This is a genomic window from Aquitalea sp. (assembly GCF_030150775.1).
GTDB lineage: Bacteria > Pseudomonadota > Gammaproteobacteria > Burkholderiales > Chromobacteriaceae > Aquitalea > Aquitalea denitrificans.
This window is the reverse complement of the sequence record NZ_JASLFG010000037.1, coordinates 33,962-49,646: the sequence shown is the minus strand read 5'-3', so window position 1 is coordinate 49,646 and position 15,685 is coordinate 33,962. Positions and strand designations below refer to the sequence as shown.

15 protein-coding genes and 1 riboswitch are annotated in these 15,685 nt (G+C 59.2%); of the genes, 7 read left to right on the top strand and 8 right to left on the bottom strand.

Annotation, left to right across the window (positions count from 1 at the left end):
* The first annotated feature begins 32 nt into the window (after positions 1-32).
* Positions 33-1,193: an alpha/beta fold hydrolase gene (locus QVF59_RS13265; RefSeq protein ID WP_287880536.1), complete on the top strand. Its 1,161-nt coding sequence runs from the start codon at positions 33-35 to the stop codon at positions 1,191-1,193.
* Between the two features lie 424 nt (positions 1,194-1,617).
* Here the strand turns inward: QVF59_RS13265 and QVF59_RS13260 are convergent, their stop codons facing one another.
* Positions 1,618-2,043 carry an EamA family transporter gene (locus QVF59_RS13260; protein ID WP_159876966.1) on the bottom strand — a complete coding sequence of 142 codons (426 nt, stop codon included), beginning with the start codon at positions 2,041-2,043 and terminating at the stop codon, positions 1,618-1,620.
* A 119-nt stretch (positions 2,044-2,162) separates the two neighbouring features.
* Here QVF59_RS13260 and QVF59_RS13255 point away from each other — a divergent pair, with 119 nt between their 5' ends.
* On the top strand, positions 2,163-2,297 hold the full coding sequence (locus tag QVF59_RS13255; protein WP_276608570.1) for a hypothetical protein: 135 nt from the start codon (positions 2,163-2,165) through the stop codon (positions 2,295-2,297).
* Here the strand turns inward: QVF59_RS13255 and QVF59_RS13250 are convergent.
* From QVF59_RS13250 to QVF59_RS13235, 4 genes are all read right to left on the bottom strand, one after another.
* On the bottom strand, positions 2,294-2,950 hold the full coding sequence (locus QVF59_RS13250; protein WP_159876968.1) for a YkgJ family cysteine cluster protein: 657 nt from the start codon (positions 2,948-2,950) through the stop codon (positions 2,294-2,296). The genes QVF59_RS13255 and QVF59_RS13250 overlap by 4 nt on opposite strands.
* Before the next feature lie 48 nt (positions 2,951-2,998).
* Entirely contained in the window at positions 2,999-4,351 is a 1,353-nt protein-coding gene (locus tag QVF59_RS13245; RefSeq protein ID WP_287880527.1) for an MATE family efflux transporter, read from the bottom strand.
* A gap of 127 nt (positions 4,352-4,478) precedes the next feature.
* Complete coding sequence (locus QVF59_RS13240; protein WP_045847365.1) at positions 4,479-4,820, bottom strand: zinc ribbon domain-containing protein YjdM; 342 nt, start codon at positions 4,818-4,820, stop codon at positions 4,479-4,481.
* 133 nt (positions 4,821-4,953) lie between these two features.
* Positions 4,954-5,973, bottom strand: a complete 1,020-nt coding sequence (locus QVF59_RS13235) for a transporter (RefSeq protein ID WP_287880523.1) — start codon at positions 5,971-5,973, stop codon at positions 4,954-4,956.
* Positions 5,974-6,274: 301 nt separating this feature from the next.
* On the opposite strand from QVF59_RS13235, the gene QVF59_RS13230 reads away from it, so the two are divergent.
* The 4 genes from QVF59_RS13230 (at position 6,275) to fliD (QVF59_RS13215) (ending at position 11,273) form a co-directional block, all read left to right on the top strand.
* Positions 6,275-6,508: a hypothetical protein gene (locus QVF59_RS13230; protein ID WP_159876974.1), complete on the top strand. Its 234-nt coding sequence runs from the start codon at positions 6,275-6,277 to the stop codon at positions 6,506-6,508.
* Positions 6,509-6,729: 221 nt separating this feature from the next.
* On the top strand, positions 6,730-8,013 hold the full coding sequence (locus QVF59_RS13225; RefSeq protein ID WP_159876976.1) for an NAD(P)/FAD-dependent oxidoreductase: 1,284 nt from the start codon (positions 6,730-6,732) through the stop codon (positions 8,011-8,013).
* Positions 8,014-8,261: 248 nt separating this feature from the next.
* Positions 8,262-9,722: a flagellar filament capping protein FliD gene (fliD, locus tag QVF59_RS13220; RefSeq protein WP_159876978.1), complete on the top strand. Its 1,461-nt coding sequence runs from the start codon at positions 8,262-8,264 to the stop codon at positions 9,720-9,722.
* 183 nt (positions 9,723-9,905) lie between these two features.
* Positions 9,906-11,273: a flagellar filament capping protein FliD gene (gene fliD / locus QVF59_RS13215; RefSeq protein ID WP_287880519.1), complete on the top strand. Its 1,368-nt coding sequence runs from the start codon at positions 9,906-9,908 to the stop codon at positions 11,271-11,273.
* 79 nt (positions 11,274-11,352) lie between these two features.
* Here the strand turns inward: fliD (QVF59_RS13215) and QVF59_RS13210 are convergent, their stop codons facing one another.
* The 3 genes from QVF59_RS13210 to QVF59_RS13200 form a co-directional block, all read right to left on the bottom strand.
* Positions 11,353-11,940, bottom strand: a complete 588-nt coding sequence (locus QVF59_RS13210) for a TMEM165/GDT1 family protein (protein WP_205677541.1) — start codon at positions 11,938-11,940, stop codon at positions 11,353-11,355.
* An 11-nt stretch (positions 11,941-11,951) separates the two neighbouring features.
* Positions 11,952-12,121, bottom strand: a riboswitch (yybP-ykoY riboswitch).
* Between the two features lie 92 nt (positions 12,122-12,213).
* Positions 12,214-13,257, bottom strand: a complete 1,044-nt coding sequence (locus QVF59_RS13205; RefSeq protein WP_287880517.1) for an ABC transporter substrate-binding protein — start codon at positions 13,255-13,257, stop codon at positions 12,214-12,216.
* Positions 13,258-13,385: 128 nt separating this feature from the next.
* Entirely contained in the window at positions 13,386-14,288 is a 903-nt protein-coding gene (locus QVF59_RS13200; protein WP_287880516.1) for a LysR substrate-binding domain-containing protein, read from the bottom strand.
* 238 nt (positions 14,289-14,526) lie between these two features.
* On the opposite strand from QVF59_RS13200, the gene argE reads away from it, so the two are divergent.
* Positions 14,527-15,684, top strand: coding sequence for an acetylornithine deacetylase (gene argE / locus QVF59_RS13195; protein ID WP_287880513.1), 1,158 nt, complete (start codon positions 14,527-14,529; stop codon positions 15,682-15,684).
* Position 15,685: the final 1 nt, after the last annotated feature.

Genomic DNA, 15,685 nt, shown 5'->3' with positions numbered 1-15,685 from the left:
CTCATTGTGCACTGCACAATACAGAAGGCATCATGACACTTACTTTCAGCCGTCTGCAGGCCACTGCCAGACCGGCCATTCTGGAACACCTGGCGGAGCTGAGTGCGGATGACCGCTTCACCCGCTTCGGGCTGGAGCTGGCTCCTGCGGCACTATCCAGCTACGTCGACAGCATCAACTTCAACCGCGACATCGTGATTGGTGCCCATTACCGGGAATTATTGATCGGCGTGGTACACATCGCCGTTTTTCAACACGAAGCCTACCCTTGCGGCGAGCTGGGCATCAGCGTGGATAGCTTCTGCCAGGGCAAGGGCATTGGTCGCCTGTTGTTCGACCAGGCACTGGAACACGCTCGCCGACGCAAGGTAAACCGACTGCGCATCCAGTATTTACGCCGCAATGGCCGCATGGCCTCACTCTGCCGTGGGCTGAGCACATATTTTGCGCAGGAAGGCGCAGAAACCGCCTGCCAGATCACCCTGGCCGAGGACGATCCGGCCAATGCCTGCCGCTACGAAATGCTGGATGACATTGAAGTGTTTCATGCCGATGCCCCCCAGCCACGCGGCCATGTGCTGTTCATTCATGGCGTGGCAGGCGATGGCTGGCAATGGCGGGAAAACATGCTGCCCTGGTTTGCTGCACACGGCCTGAGTGGCTCGGCCCTGTCGCTGCGCGGCCACGGCGGCAGCGCGGCGCGGCAAAACCAGACACTGCGTGGTTACGAGGAAGATGTTCAACAGGTACTGGCCGGCCTGCCCGGCAAGCCCGGCCTTATCGTCGGCCATTCCATGGGCGGCTTCCTGACCCAGCGTGTACTGGAAGGCAATGACGATCTGCAACGCGCCAGCCTGATCTGTTCGGTACCGCCGTGGGGTCTGCTACCTGGCACGCTGGATACCGTGGTGGAGTTCATGGGCGACCCGCTGGGCAAGGCCATTGCCATTCAGGCGGCCGAAGGCAAGCCGGCCTACGTCAACCCGGACAATGTCAGCGCGCAAGTACAAGTGATAGGTGGCAGCCGTGACAAGCTGATTCCGCCCGACGTGGTAGCCGCCACGGCCCGCTCCTATGACACCACACCGGTGATGATAGAAGATGCCGGCCATGCCGTGATTTCCAGCAGCAAATGGCAAAATGTGGCCGAGCAGGTATTGCGCCATCTGCTGGGTAATAACACTAATCCGTAACAGCCAGGCAAGGCCGCAGGGCGGGCCTAGCGCAGCCAGTTACCAGCTAAGTAGAAGCCCCGATGACAAGCACGTTGCAAAAAGCGTAAGGTTGGCATTCCTCCTTTGTAGACGACTCTTTTCCCACGCCCGGCGTGGGTTTTCTTTGTCCACGATGCCCGTACTTACCATACACGCCTGCAATAGCCTGCCTGGGCTGGCCTTGCCCGAATTCGAGTCCGTCAGACGTATGCCTGCTGGCGTTTACGACATTGCCGGACGTTGCACTGGCCCCTGTGGCGGGCCAATGTGGGTTCTGCGGCATGGCAACGATGCCTGGTTGCTGGATCAAGCTTTCTACGAATGGCTGCAAGAGCAGCAGGCCCAGCCTGTGCTGCAATGCCGCTCCTGCCACCCCGCCTGAACCAGAACCGATCCATCGCTGCTAGCGGCGGATCGCCAGCACCAGCACCCCCACCGCCACCAGGGCAATGCCCAGCCATTCGCGCGGAGCCGGACGCTCCCCCAGAAACAGCACGGCAAACACAGCCACCAGTACCAGGCTAAGCTTGTCCACGGGGGCCACCTTGCTGGCTTCGCCCAGTTGCAGGGCGCGGAAATAGCAGGTCCAGGAGGCTCCGGTTGCCAAGCCGGACAGGCCAAGAAACAACCAGGTCCTGCCGGAAAGCTGCAGCGGGTTGCTCCATTTTCCGGTAAGCCAGACAAACAGCGACAGCACCATGGCAATGATGCCGGTACGTATCAGCGTGGCCAGGTCAGAATCCACCCCGCGCAGCCCCAGCTTGGCCAGAACCGCAGTCAATGCGGCAAACACCGCCGAGCACAAGGCCCAGACAAACCAGCTTTCCATCGTTGACTTCCTTTGTATTCGAACTGACCGCAGATCAAGCCGCATTCTCTTAGCATGAAATCAGGCGTACAATCAGCCGCTTCTCATCTGCAGAAACTGCTGCCCCTCGCTCACCTGTCATGTCATCTGCAAAAACCGCCTGCCTGCTGGGATTACTGTTAATACTGCTTTTGCTGGCAGAACACCACCAGGAAAGCAAACTGCCCAACCCGGCACAGCCACGGCTGGTGAAAAACATCCTGCGCGTACGCTAACCTGCCCGATCACCCTGCCCGGCCAGCCAGCCTTCCTCTGCACCAGCATCGTCCAGCGCCCATAACATGGCGGCAGTCAGTTCCAGCGGGTCAGCCGCCAGTCCAGCCTGTCGATACCCTGCAGCCGTACCACGCTGCAAGGCCTCTGCCGCCAGGGTAATGGACAGGTCTTGCGGAATTTCAGCTGCCTGTGTGTGACAGGCAGCTGCGGAAAACGAATGAGCCTTGCGGCAACTGGCCGGTCGCAAGGGGTAAATGCTGCACAGGCCATCCTGCAGGAATGCACAAGCCAGGCGAGCTAATGGCGCAGTAGCGGCCTGCATGTGCTGTTGACGCTGCAACAGGCGCTGCCGTATCTCCTGCAACTGCGGTAGCGTACCCTGTCGCAGATGGCGGGCGATAAGCAGCACCTCGGCCTGACTGGCCTCCACACGCAGATAGCAACAACTATTGCAAGCAGCCTGACAGGCGGGCGCCTGACCGCGCTGCTCTGCTTGCATCACGATCTTGTCGATGCCTGCGTGCAGATGGCTGATGAAATGCAAGGCATGCCCCACTCCGGGCCTGGCCTGCAGCTCCCGCGCCACCCGTTGACTGACTTGCCTGATCGAAGCCTGCAAGGCTGCAGACTCTTCCTTGCTCAATGTCACCATCCATGCTCCTGATTGCACTGCGGCTGATTATAGCGCTGCCGCAGCAGGCTACTGCCCCCCGCTCAATGCATTGACTCCCACACTGTCCCGCAAGCGTGGCCATGCCAGGGTCAGCAGAATGCCGCGCATCGCCATCAACACCAGCAATGCAGCCCAGATACCGTGATTACCCAGCAGGCCCTGCAACAGCAACAGCGCAGGCAGGTACATCGCAAAGCTCAACAACATGCCATTGCGCAGCACGGCGGTACGCATGGCGCCCATGAACACGCCATCCCAGAAAAAGGCCCAGATGCATACCGGCGGCAAAACCACCAGCCAGCTCCAGTACTGTGCTGCCAGTTGCTGCAGCTGCCGGTCCGGTGTCATCCAGGGCAGATAAACCAGCCCCAACAAGGCCATGCCCAGCGCCAGCACACTGCTCCATCCCAGCGATAGCCAGGCACATCGCCGCACCACCAGCCGTAACCCGTTACGACTTTGCGCACCGATGGCATGCGCACCATGCACCTCGGCTGCCACGGCAAAGCCGTCCAGCAGACTGACACACACCATGAAGGCCTGTAGCAGCAGCTGATTGGCCGCCAGCGTCAGCGTACCCAGCTGCGCGCCGCTACGCGTCATCAAGGCAAACGCCACCGTCAACAGCAGAGTACGGACCATGATGTCGATATTGGCAGCAAACAGTTGCCGCCAGGCGGCCCGTCCGCCAGAGCGGGACAAGGCCTGTTGCCATTGCGGCCACGGAGCCTGACGCAGCATCACCCGCCAGGCCAGCACACAACCCACCGCTTCGGCAATCGCCGTGGCCCAGCCTGCACCAGCGACACCCCAGCCCAGCACCGATACCAGCCAAACAGCCAGCAACGCATTAAGCAGATTCATCAGCAGCTGCAACACCATGACCTGGCGTGACTTGCCCAGTCCCAACAGCCAGGCGAACTGGGCATAGGACAACAAGGTGAACGGTGCAGACCAGATACGGGCAGAAAAATAATCATGCGTCAGCCTGGCCACCTCTGCCGGCGGTGCCAGCAGACGCAGGGCCAGCCACAACAGAGGCTGCTGCAACAGCAACAGGCCAAGCCCACCCAGCAACGCGGCCAGCATGGGACGCAGGCCTGCCAGAACCACGGCATCCGGGCTGCGCTGTCCGGATGCCTGTGCCACCAGTCCGGTGGTGGTGAAACGCAGAAAGCTGAAACACCAGTACAAGACAGTGAAAATGCTGCCACCCACGGCAACTGCAGCCAGCGCCACCGGGCTGCCCAGCCGGCCCAGCACAGCAGTATCCACCAGCCCCATCAATGGAGTTGCCAGTGCAGCCAGCATCACCGGAATGGCAAAGCCAATCAGCTGGCACGTGCGCGGAGGAGAATAGCCGAAAATGGAAATCATCATGAATCAGGCAGACAGAAAAATGGCATGGTAGCAAAGCCGGTGCACCTGCAAGGCAGCATATGCGTCGCGACATGAAAAAAGCACCCGCTAGCGGGTGCTTTTTTGCAGGAAACCGGACGCAGAAGAATCAGGCTTTCTTGACGAACTCAGACTTCAGACCCATGGCACCGATGCCATCGATCTTGCAATCGATATCGTGGTCACCATCCACCAGGCGGATGTTCTTTACCTTGGTACCCACCTTGACCACCAGTGAAGAACCCTTCACTTTCAGGTCCTTGATCACGGTAACAGTATCGCCATCCTGCAGCAGATTGCCATTGGCATCGCGCACTTCACGGCCCTGTTCTTCACCGGCCGCTTCGGCCTGGGCCGACCATTCGTGTGCGCACTCCGGGCACACCAGCATGGCGCCGTCTTCATAGGTGAACTGGGAACCACACTGGGGACAATTGGGCAAACCGCTCATGCTATACCTTGCTGTAAATCTGACTGGATAAGATTCCACCGGCCGCAGACGGTGGCGTAAAACGCGCTATTGTACGCCAGACTGCCCACAAGTTCACCCACCCGCTACAGGGTTAATCAAGCGACCTACCTACTCAGCGTGCCGCTTGACGGCTAAAGGCCCACCGCCCGGCCAGCAAGGTAAAGCTGGCCACCAGTGCCACCAACACCCAGAAACCATGTGGGTGATTGGCCAGCGGCACCCCCCCTACGTTCATACCGAAAAAGCCGGCCACGATATTGATGGGCAAGGCCAACACCGTCACCATGGTCAGGGTGAACAAGGTGCGGTTGGTTTGCTCGTTCAACTTGGCAGCCAGCTCTTCCTGTAACAGCTTGATGCGCTCCACCAGCGTGGCCAGATCGTTCAGCACCAAGGAAAATTCTTCGGTAGATTCACGCAAGGCCTGCACATCCGGCTCGGCCAGCCAGATCGGCGGGCGGTTCAGCAGCCGGAACAAAGCCCCCGGCTCCGGGGCCAGCAGACGCTGCATGCGCACCAGCGTGCGCCGCATGCTGGATAGCTCTGCACGATGATCCTGCAGCCGCTCGGCCAACAGCCGGTCTTCGATATGATCCACCTTGCAAGTGGTTTCTCGCACGATGCTAGCCATGACATCGGCCTGATCCTGCATCAGGTGAAACAACAGCGAACGCGCCGAAGGGAACACCTCCCCGGCCTTTACCGCCCCCCGCAGCCTGTCCACCGAACGCAGCGGTCGCACCCGCGCCGTAACCAGCAGCCGCGCACCGGCTGCCACCCACAGGGTGGCCACATCCGAACTGACCACACCGAAACCCAGCGCCACATCGTTGATGACCGCCAGCAACATGCCGTCTGACGGTTCAATGCGGGTGGAGCCACCACCGGCATGCAACATTTCGTCGAAGCCCTCAGGCAAGTCAAGGTTGGCGCGCATCCAGCGCTCGCACGCGACATGTGCCAGATTGAAATGCAGCCAGACAAAGCCATCCTCACCCTGGCTATCCCGCAGGAAATCCAGTGCCTCATCCGACTCGATGGCTTCCCCACGCTGACCGGGAGCAAAACGAAAACCGCTGATCAAGCCAACCTGATCAGCGCCATAGGTTTTGCTGACAATAGACAGGCTCATTACTTGCAACACTTTCTTGAAATCGCCAGCTGTAAAACTGGTCACAATGATTCGGATATGGCCAAGCTTAACACTGAGCATCACTGTTAATTACGACAGTCAGATGACATGGTTTCCGTTTGCATTCGCACCACATCCGGGAAGTAGTTGGAAACTAACCAAGGAAATATCTTATGAAGTTGCAGGAAGTAAGATTAATTAGATTAGGACTAAGCCGCTTAATCAGCGCATGGTGAATTCATAGACTGTCTCCTGTTCGGTAACGGACAAATCCACTCAGCCCACCACTCAGGAGACGTTCATGAAATATGCCGCACTTGCGCTCATCACCACCTTCGTTGCCGGCCCGGTACTGGCCAACAAGCTGCATCAGGAGCAACCCACCGCCAGCGAGGTAAAAGCCTGGCAAGCTGATCACGCGAAAATCAAACAACAAGAACAAAAGAAAGAAAAACACAAGAAAAACAAGAAACAAAGCTCCGCAGTGACCGGCCAGGTGAAAGAAACCGTTGGCGGCCATCAGCACAACAAATAAGCCATTGCTTGCAGGACAGTTGCCATTGCAGGTGTCCTGCCTTCAGACCGCCCCCTCACCCGCCCGCAGCCCCTTCCTCACCGCAGCCAAGCGCCCCAGCCATGGCACCCCCCAATCAGTCGCAACAAACAAATATTTGATCAAATTTATTGGCAACGGCAGAGAGTCTGGGCTAGAATCATCTGGCATGTGCAAAATATTAAACGAAAAAGTTTAACGAAATGCCACAAACCAGCTACCCAGAATCCTACTACGCCGCCTCTGCTAATCCGGTCCCGTCCCGTCCGGCCCTGCAAGGCGATATCGAAACCGACATCTGCATCATCGGAGCCGGCTACACCGGTCTTTCCACTGCACTCTTTCTGCTGGAAAGCGGCTTCAAGGTTACCGTCCTGGAGGCAGCCCGGGTTGGGTTTGGCGCATCCGGTCGCAACGGCGGCCAGATCGTCAACAGTTACAGCCGCGACATCGACGTGATCGAGCGCAGTGTAGGTGGCCCCCAAGCCCGCCTGCTGGGCGACATGGCATTTGAAGGCGGCCGGATCATCCGCGAGCGCATTGCCCGATACAACATCGATTGCGCCCTGAAAGACGGCGGCGTGTTTGCTGCGCTAAGTGAAAAGCAGATGGGGCATTTGCGATCACAAAAGGCATTGTGGGAGCGCTACGGACACAAGCAACTGCAACTGCTGGGCAAGGACGACATGCGCGGCATTGTGGCTACCGACCAGTACGTGGGCGGCATGCTGGACATGAGCGGCGGCCACATCCATCCGCTTAACCTGGCATTGGGCGAAGCCGCTGCCGTAGAGCAACTGGGAGGGGTTATCTACGAGCAATCCCCGGCGCTGAGCATTGCACGCGGCAAACAGCCGGTGGTTACCACACCGCAAGGCCGGGTAAAGGCCAGCTTCCTGGTTGTCGCCGGCAATGCCTACCTGGGCAATCTGCTGCCGGAACTGGCCGCCAAATCCATGCCTTGCGGCACGCAGGTGATCACCACCGAACCACTGGGCGACGAACTGGCCGCCAGCCTGTTGCCGCAGGATTACTGCGTGGAAGACTGCAATTATCTGCTGGACTACTACCGTCTGAGCCAAGACAAGCGACTGATTTTTGGTGGTGGCGTGGTTTACGGTGCCCGTGATCCGGCCAATATCGAAGCCATCATTCGTCCCAAAATGCTGAAGGTATTCCCGCAACTGGGCAATGTGAAGATTGACTATGCGTGGACAGGCAACTTCCTGTTGACACTGTCGCGCCTGCCGCAAGTTGGCCGCCTTGGCGACAATATTTACTACTCCCAGGGCTGCAGTGGTCATGGCGTTACCTACACCCACCTGGCCGGCAAGGTGATGGCTGAATCGCTGCGTGGTCAGGCCGAGCGTTTCGATGCCTTCGCCACCCTGCCTCACTACCCCTTCCCGGGTGGCAACCTACTGCGGGTACCATTCACCGCCATGGGTGCCTGGTATTATTCGCTGCGTGACAAACTGGGCGTCTGAGCTGCTCGCCACAACCGCGCCGGAGCGGCCAGCAGGCACTCCGGCGCACCTTCTGTCCAGCAACACCCATCCCAAGTCCCATCCGCACTGGCAGGTACCGGCCTGCTTTTTACATATCCTTACCCTATTTGCAAAAGCAAACATTTTTTGACCTGTCTTGCCCATCCTGCCAGCTTCACGCTCAGGGATAATCGTGCGTACCGGCATGTGTCCGTCATGCCCTCACCCTCAAGGCAAGCACAGACAAGATGAGCAGCGCATCCATTACCACCTCCGCCGGCCCGCTCGACGTGCAGAACATCGTCAGTCAACTGATGACGGTGGAAAAGCAGCCGCTCGCCACCAGTCAGACCAAGCTAAAAACCTTCAACAGCAAACTCAGCGATATCGGGCAGGTCAGTTCCGCCTTGTCCGGCCTGCAAACCGCAGTCAACGACCTGGCATCGGGCAATTTCCTGCATACCCTGAAAGCCAGCACCTCGGATGCCACCATCGCCACGGTGGATACCAACGGTAGCGGCCTTGCCGGCAACTACCAATTGAATGTGGAAGATCTGGCCAAGCCACGTCAACTGGTGTTCGACACTACATCGGACGGGCAATCCATTACCAGCACCAGTACTGCGCTGGCCAATGTTCCTGATTCACTCACCATTGCAGTGGGTGGCAACAGCACCACCGTGCAGCTGCGCGACCCGGTCAGCACCACGGCAACCGACGCCAGCAGCAGCGATGGCACCACCACCGCGACACCGGCCAGCGTCACCCTGCAGGACATCGCCGACAAGATCAATGCTGCCAATACCGGCGTCAATGCCTCCATCGTGCATTACAAAGGCAGCTATTCACTGGTGATTGCTTCCGCCGAATCAGGCTCGGACAGTGCGTTCAGCATTACCGCTGGCGGCAGCGACAGCAGCCTGACGCAAACCGGCGCCAACACCCTGGCCGGCTTGCAGCAAAGCGACACCGCCATCAGTGAATCCAGCGATGCCAGCGACGCCTCACTCACGGTGAATGGCGTATATGTATCGTCCAGCAGCAACACCGTCAGCGACGTGATCAACGGTGCCACCATCAGCCTGCAGAAGTCCGGTGAAGCATCCATCACCATGACGCAGGACAACAGCAGCATTGCCAGCAAACTGCAGGGGTTTGTTGATGCCTACAACAAGGTGCAAAGCGCGCTGGACAATGCGTCCGGCGGCAGCATGAAGGGGGATGCGGCACTGACATCAATCCGCAACCAACTCAGCGCGGTATTGCAAACCCCGGTCAGCGGGGCCGACCCGGTCACCTCCTACGCCTATTTGTCGCAGGTGGGCATTTCCATTCAAAAGGACGGCACCTTGTCGCTGGACCAGTCCGCTTTCAACAAAGCGCTTAGCAACAAACCGACAGCCGTGGGCAATCTGTTCGGCAACAGTAGCAATACCGGCTTTGCCGACCGCTTCAACACCACCATCAACAATTTGCTGGGACCAGCGGGGATAGTCGTGACCAAGCAACATGATCTGAACCAGAACGTAACGGATGAAACCGGCCACCAGACTCAGCTGCAAACCAAGATGAGTGACAAGCAGGCCAACTACCTGCGTCAGTACACCACGCTGAACGCAACCCTGGCCAAGATGCAGCAATCCACCAGCAATCTGTCCGGTCTGATGGCTGGTGTCAGCTCCGCCGGTTCATCTTCTGGGTCTTCCTGATCCGGCAACTGACTGGCACGGCAATGCTGCCGACAGCCTGTTTGACAATTTGTGACAACCTTAACAGTTGGCAACATCTTTTAACGGTGATTTGCCATCAAGCTGCCCCCTCTCCCGCCCGATAATGCAGATAGAGCCTGAACAGGGCCTGTCTGCCTATCTGCGGACAGCAAGGAGAACAGCATGAGTTCAGCATCCATTACCACGACCGCCGGCCCACTGGACGTTCAGTCCATTGTCAGCCAGCTGATGTCGGTTGAGCAGCAACCGCTTACCGATAGCCAGAACAAGGTTTCCACCTACAAGACCGACCTGAGCGACATGGGCCAGATCAGCTCTGCGCTATCCGCCTTGCAATCATCGGTCAGCAGCCTGTCTTCCGGTGCTTTCCTGCAAACCTTCAAGGCCACAAGCTCGGACAGCACCATTGCATCCGTCAGCACCAGCACCGGAGGGATTGCCGGCAATTACCAGCTGAATGTCAGCAAGCTGGCACAGTCGCGCCAGCTGGTATTCGACCAAAACAGCAGCGGACAGCCCATTACCAGCGCCACCGCGGCCCTGAGTGGCGCGCCCTCCTCGCTCACCTTCAGCGTAGCCGGCACCAGCACCACCGTGCAGTTGAACAACGGCGGCAGCAGCGGTGAAAGCCTGCAAAATATTTCCGATGCCATCAACTCGGCCAATGCCGGGGTCAATGCCTCCATCGTGCAGTACAACGGCAATTACTCGCTGGTGATTGCTTCGGCCAATTCCGGCTCGGCCAATGCTTTCAGTGTCACCGCTGGCGGGACCGATAGTGGCAACACCAGCGGCAACACCCTGGCTGGTTTGCAGCAAAGTAGCACCGCAACCAGCGAGTCGCTTGCCGCCAGCGATGCCCTCATGACCGTAAATGGCGTCAATGTTTCATCCAGCAGCAATGCCGTTACCGGGGTGATCAATGGCGCCACGGTAAACCTGGAGAAAACAGGCCAGGTCACCATCGGCATGGCCCAGGACACCTCCGGCATTGCCAGCACCCTGCAAGGTTTTGTTGATGCCTACAACAAGGTGTACAGCACGGTTAACAGTGCCTTTAACGGTGACATGAAGGGCGACGACTCCTTGCTGTCCATCCAGGACCAGCTGTCCTCGGTATTGCAGACACAGGTAGCAGGCGTGAATGCCAGCACTTCCTATGCCTATCTGTCACAGGTGGGCATTTCCCTGCAAAAGGACGGCACGCTGGCACTGGACCAGACTGCCTTCAACAAGGCACTCACCAGCAACCCCAGCGCCGTGGCCAACCTGTTTGGCAACAGCAGCAGCACCGGTTTTGCCGACCGCTTCAACAGCACCATCAACAATCTGCTGGGACCAACCGGCATCGTAGTGACCAAACAGAACGACCTGAACCAGAGCGTTACCGACGAAACCAGCCATCAGACGGAAATCCAGACCAATCTGGATGCCTTGCGCGCTTCCTATCTGCAGCAATACACCACGCTGAACGCCACACTGGCCCAGATGCAGCAATCCACCAGCAACCTCGCCAGCCTGCTGGCCTGATACCCATCAGGAGGCAGACAGCAAAAACGCCGCTGCGGCATAGGCCGGGCGGCGTTTTTTACTACCGGAGCAAGTCAGATCAACCCAGCAGCTGGTTACCATTGATGGCATTCATCAGCGCCAGCCCCCCCAGCACCACAAAAATCAGCGAAGCGACAATATGCACGGCCTTGGTGGGCAGGCGATCGGCAAAACGGCTGCCCAGATAGATCACCGGCACGTTGGCCAGCATCATGCCCAGCGTGGTGCCAGCCACCACCGGCATGAAGTCATGAAAGCGCGCTGCCAGCGCAATGGTCACCACTTGCGTCTTGTCACCCATTTCCGCCAGGAAAAAGGCAAACACGGTGGTGGCAAACACCCCCATCTGGCGCTTGGGCATGACGATTTCACCCTCATCCAGCTTGTCGGGAATCAAAATCCAGCCAGCCATCAGGGCAAAGGAAGCGACAACCGTCCAGTTGAGGATATTGGGGCTGAGCGCGGTGGACAGCCAGGCACCCAGGCCACCGGCACCGGCATGGTTGACCAACGTGGCCAGCAAAATGCCAAGAATGATGGGAACAGGCTTGCGGTAACGCGCCGCCAGAATCAGGGAAAGCAGTTGGGTCTTATCGCCGATTTCGGCCAGGGCTACTACACCGGTGGATACCAGAAAAGACTGCATCAAGTGTTCTCCATGGCCGGGACGCGAAAACGAGTGACCGCAATGCGTCCCGGCCATGCAGAGCATTACGGTCAAAAGTCTCGCCAAGTCTCGGACCACGTGTGCCATGCCGGAACCGGCAAGTCTGTTGACACACGTCCCTCTCGCATTCGGAGGGCGGCTACTCCCTGATGACGGGTGGCATTGTAAACGAGTCATGCCATTTGGCAAGCCCCTTGCCCTGATTTTCGCCATGCGCCGGGCCATCCGCCAGCCCGGCCATGGCCGCTGGGCTTAGCGCGCCGCCCAGGCGTTGAAGCGCTGCTCCAGGTTTTCGCCGTGATCCACCCAGAAGCTGCTGTCAATCGCCACGCCCTGCTTCAGGTTTTGCGGGGCAGTGGGCAGATTGCCCAGTATGCCCTTGTCGATCAGCGCGGGGGCCTTGCGGTGACTCACCCCGTAGCTGATGCCCTTCACGTATTCGGCCTGTGCGCCCGGCTGGCTGACAAAGGCCAGGAACTTGTAGGCGGCATCCAGATTGGGACTGCCCTTGGGAATGGTCCAGTAGTCGTAATCGTAGATGTTGCCGTTCCACACCATTTGCAGCTGTTTGCCGCCTTCCTTCTGCGCCGCGCTGATGCGGCCGTTATAGGCCGAACTCATCACCACATCGCCAGCAGCCAGATATTGCGCAGGCTGGGCCCCGGCCTCCCACCACTGGATATAAGGCTTGAGCTGGTCCAGCTTGGCAAAAGCGCGATTCAGGCCTGCCGGGGTATTGAGCACCTTGTACACATCATGCGGTGCCACCCCGTCTGCCATCAGGGCAATTTCCAGCGTGTACTTGGCCCCTTTGCGCAAGGCGCGCTTGCCCGGGTATTTCTTCACGTCCCAGAAATCGGCCCAGGAACGCGGGGCGGTCTTGAGCTTGTCGCTGTTATAGGCCAGCACGGTACTCCAGGCGTAGGCCGCCATGCCACAGGCCTGGGCGGCACCAGGCAGCAGTTCGGCCGGCTTGATGATGCGGCGGTAGTCCAGCTTTTCGAACATGCCTTCGTCACAGCCGCGCAGCAGGTCTGGCGATTCGACATCCAGTACATCCCAGCTCACCCGCTTGCTGTCTACCATGGCACGTACCCGCGCCATTTCCCCGTTGTAATCGCCACTCACCACCTTGATGCCGCTGCTGGCGGCAAAGGGCTGGTAATAGGCCTTTTGCTGGGCTTCCTTGTTGGCACCACCAAATGACACCACGGTCAGTTCGGTAGCCTGGGCGGTTGCGCCCAGCAATACGCAGCCAACTACGGCTGCAACACGACAATGCTTGAATGAGGGCATGGCAAATCCTTACAGGAGACGCAGCCAGGTGGGCGGCTGCAAGCACACTGTAGGGACAGCAGCGGGCATTGGTAAAATAGCTTTACCTTGTCAACTGCATCGGTTTTTGCGATGCACCAAAACCGCGCTCAACCCAAGCGGCTGATGCTCTGCTCGCACAGCGAAACAAAAGCCTCTGCACGCCGGGTCAGCCGCAGCTCTTGTGGCCATGCCAGCACGATATTCAAGGCCGGGACGTCCTCCACAATCGGCAGGTACACCAGGGCATCACCAGCATAGGATTGCCGGGTTTGCGGGCGCAGGTTGAGCAGCGCATAGCCATTGCCCGCCGCCACCAGGCCGCGCACCAGTTCAAAACTCACCGTCTTGTGGCGTACCCGTGCTTCCAGATTGTGCAGACGGAATACCGACAGGAAATACTCCCGGCTATGCGGCAGATCCAGCAACACCATGGGCAAATCGGCCAGATCATGCAGCGACACTGCCGTTTGCGTGGCCAGCGGATGACTGGCCGGCAGCACGGCATAGGGCAGCACGGTTTGCAGCGTCTGCCGGTACAGGCTGGGGGCCAGATCCAGGTCGTACAGCAAGGCCAGCTCGGTCTGCCCGCTGAGCAGTGCCTGCTGCAACTGGCCGGTATCGCCCTCGTGCAGCTGTACCGTGATATCGGGGTAGGACTCGCGCATGGCGGCCAGCAGGCGCGGCAGAAACAAGGGGGCAATGGTGGTGAAGCAACCCAGCGCCAGCGTGCCTTGCAAGGACTGGCTCAGCGCACTGGCATGCTGGCTGAGGTCGTCCGCATGTGCCAGCAGGTTGCGCGCCGCCGCGACAAAGCTTTGCCCGGCCGGGGTCAGCGACACCCCCTTGGCATGATGGCGGATGAAAAACTGCAGGCCGAACTGCTCCTCCAGCTGGGCAATGGCGCTGGAAATCCCCGGCTGCGAGGTGTACAAGGCATTGGCTGCAGCAGTCACACTGCCGTGATCCGCCACCGCCACCAGGTAAGCCAGTTGCCGCAGGGTATATTGCATAATTTTTATCTATCCAGCTGAAAAAATAATAATATTTTCGGTATTCACTGTGGCTACCTACACTCGCCTTGTCAACCAGCAGGCCTGAAGCAGCAAGCCGCATCACCGCCCGCACCTGACCCAGCAAGAACAATGCCCAGACAACGGCAAGGGCTGTTGCCGGGGTGTAAAATACCGCACACCCCACATGCACCATCCACCCGTAATCAGCACCCCGCCCATCACCGGAATCAACATCATGGAATCCCTGACCCTGCTCAACACGCTGATCGGCTTTGACACCACCAGCCGGCTGAGCAATCTGCAGCTGATCCGCTTTGTCAAAAACTACCTGGCCGGCTACGGCATCAGCAGCCACATCGTGGAAAACGAAGACGGCAGCAAGGCCAATCTGTACGCCACCATCGGCCCCACCGACCGCCCCGGCGTAATGCTGGCCGGACACACCGATGTAGTGCCGGTAGACGGCCAGCACTGGCACAGCGACCCGTTCCAGCTGGACATCCGCGATGAGCGGGCCTATGGCCGCGGCACGGCCGACATGAAAGGCTTCCTGGCCTGCGTGCTGGCCCAGGTGCCGCAACTGGCGCAAAGCCAGCTGCACACCCCGGTACACCTGGCCTTCACCTATGACGAAGAAATCGGCTGCATCGGCGTGCGCCGCCTGCTGGAAGTGCTGGGTGGACTACCGGTACTGCCGGCAATGGGCATCATCGGCGAACCGACACAAATGAAGCTGGTGGCCGCCCACAAGGGCAAGACTGCCTGGCGGGTGACGGCACGTGGGCACGAAGGCCACTCCAGCAATCCGACTGCCGGGGTGAATGCCGTGGAATACGCCGCAGAGCTGGTCAGTTTCATTCGCAGCCTGGCCCGCCAGCGCCGTCAGCACGGCCCCTTCGATCCCTTGTACGAAGTGCCTTACAGCACCCTGCACGTCGGCACCATGCAAGGCGGCACCGCGCTGAACATCATCCCCGCGCACTGCCAGTTCGACTTTGAAATCCGCCACTTGCCGGAAGACCCGCCGCAAAGCCTGCTGGACACCATCCGCAACCATGCCCTGCAGGTGTTGCAGCCGGAAATGCAGGCAGTCGACCCCGACTGCGGCTTTGGCTTCAGCGAAAAAACCAGCTATCCGGGCTTGCTCACCCCGCCGGACGCCCACGTCGTGCGCTTTGTGCAGGACTTGCTGAACGACCACACTCCGCCACGCAAGATTGCCTTTGGCACCGAAGGCGGGCTGTTTGCCGAGCGCTGCGGCATTCCCACCGTGGTATGCGGCCCTGGCGATATCGCCCAAGCGCATCAGCCGGACGAATGGCTGGCGCTGGATCAACTGGCCGCTTGCGATGCGTTTTTATCACGACTGAGCAGCCAGCTCGCCAGCCGCTGAG

What these genes read in the sequence shown, in the direction of transcription:
- QVF59_RS13265 (WP_287880536.1), top strand. Translation starts at nt 33, where the DNA reads ATGACACTTACTTTCAGCCGTCTGCAGGCCACTGCCAGACCGGCCATT.
- QVF59_RS13260 (WP_159876966.1), bottom strand. Translation starts at nt 2,043, where the DNA reads ATGGAAAGCTGGTTTGTCTGGGCCTTGTGCTCGGCGGTGTTTGCCGCA.
- QVF59_RS13255 (WP_276608570.1), top strand. Translation starts at nt 2,163, where the DNA reads ATGTCATCTGCAAAAACCGCCTGCCTGCTGGGATTACTGTTAATACTG.
- QVF59_RS13250 (WP_159876968.1), bottom strand. Translation starts at nt 2,950, where the DNA reads ATGGTGACATTGAGCAAGGAAGAGTCTGCAGCCTTGCAGGCTTCGATC.
- QVF59_RS13245 (WP_287880527.1), bottom strand. Translation starts at nt 4,351, where the DNA reads ATGATGATTTCCATTTTCGGCTATTCTCCTCCGCGCACGTGCCAGCTG.
- QVF59_RS13240 (WP_045847365.1), bottom strand. Translation starts at nt 4,820, where the DNA reads ATGAGCGGTTTGCCCAATTGTCCCCAGTGTGGTTCCCAGTTCACCTAT.
- QVF59_RS13235 (WP_287880523.1), bottom strand. Translation starts at nt 5,973, where the DNA reads ATGAGCCTGTCTATTGTCAGCAAAACCTATGGCGCTGATCAGGTTGGC.
- QVF59_RS13230 (WP_159876974.1), top strand. Translation starts at nt 6,275, where the DNA reads ATGAAATATGCCGCACTTGCGCTCATCACCACCTTCGTTGCCGGCCCG.
- QVF59_RS13225 (WP_159876976.1), top strand. Translation starts at nt 6,730, where the DNA reads ATGCCACAAACCAGCTACCCAGAATCCTACTACGCCGCCTCTGCTAAT.
- fliD (WP_159876978.1), top strand. Translation starts at nt 8,262, where the DNA reads ATGAGCAGCGCATCCATTACCACCTCCGCCGGCCCGCTCGACGTGCAG.
- fliD (WP_287880519.1), top strand. Translation starts at nt 9,906, where the DNA reads ATGAGTTCAGCATCCATTACCACGACCGCCGGCCCACTGGACGTTCAG.
- QVF59_RS13210 (WP_205677541.1), bottom strand. Translation starts at nt 11,940, where the DNA reads ATGCAGTCTTTTCTGGTATCCACCGGTGTAGTAGCCCTGGCCGAAATC.
- QVF59_RS13205 (WP_287880517.1), bottom strand. Translation starts at nt 13,257, where the DNA reads ATGCCCTCATTCAAGCATTGTCGTGTTGCAGCCGTAGTTGGCTGCGTA.
- QVF59_RS13200 (WP_287880516.1), bottom strand. Translation starts at nt 14,288, where the DNA reads ATGCAATATACCCTGCGGCAACTGGCTTACCTGGTGGCGGTGGCGGAT.
- argE (WP_287880513.1), top strand. Translation starts at nt 14,527, where the DNA reads ATGGAATCCCTGACCCTGCTCAACACGCTGATCGGCTTTGACACCACC.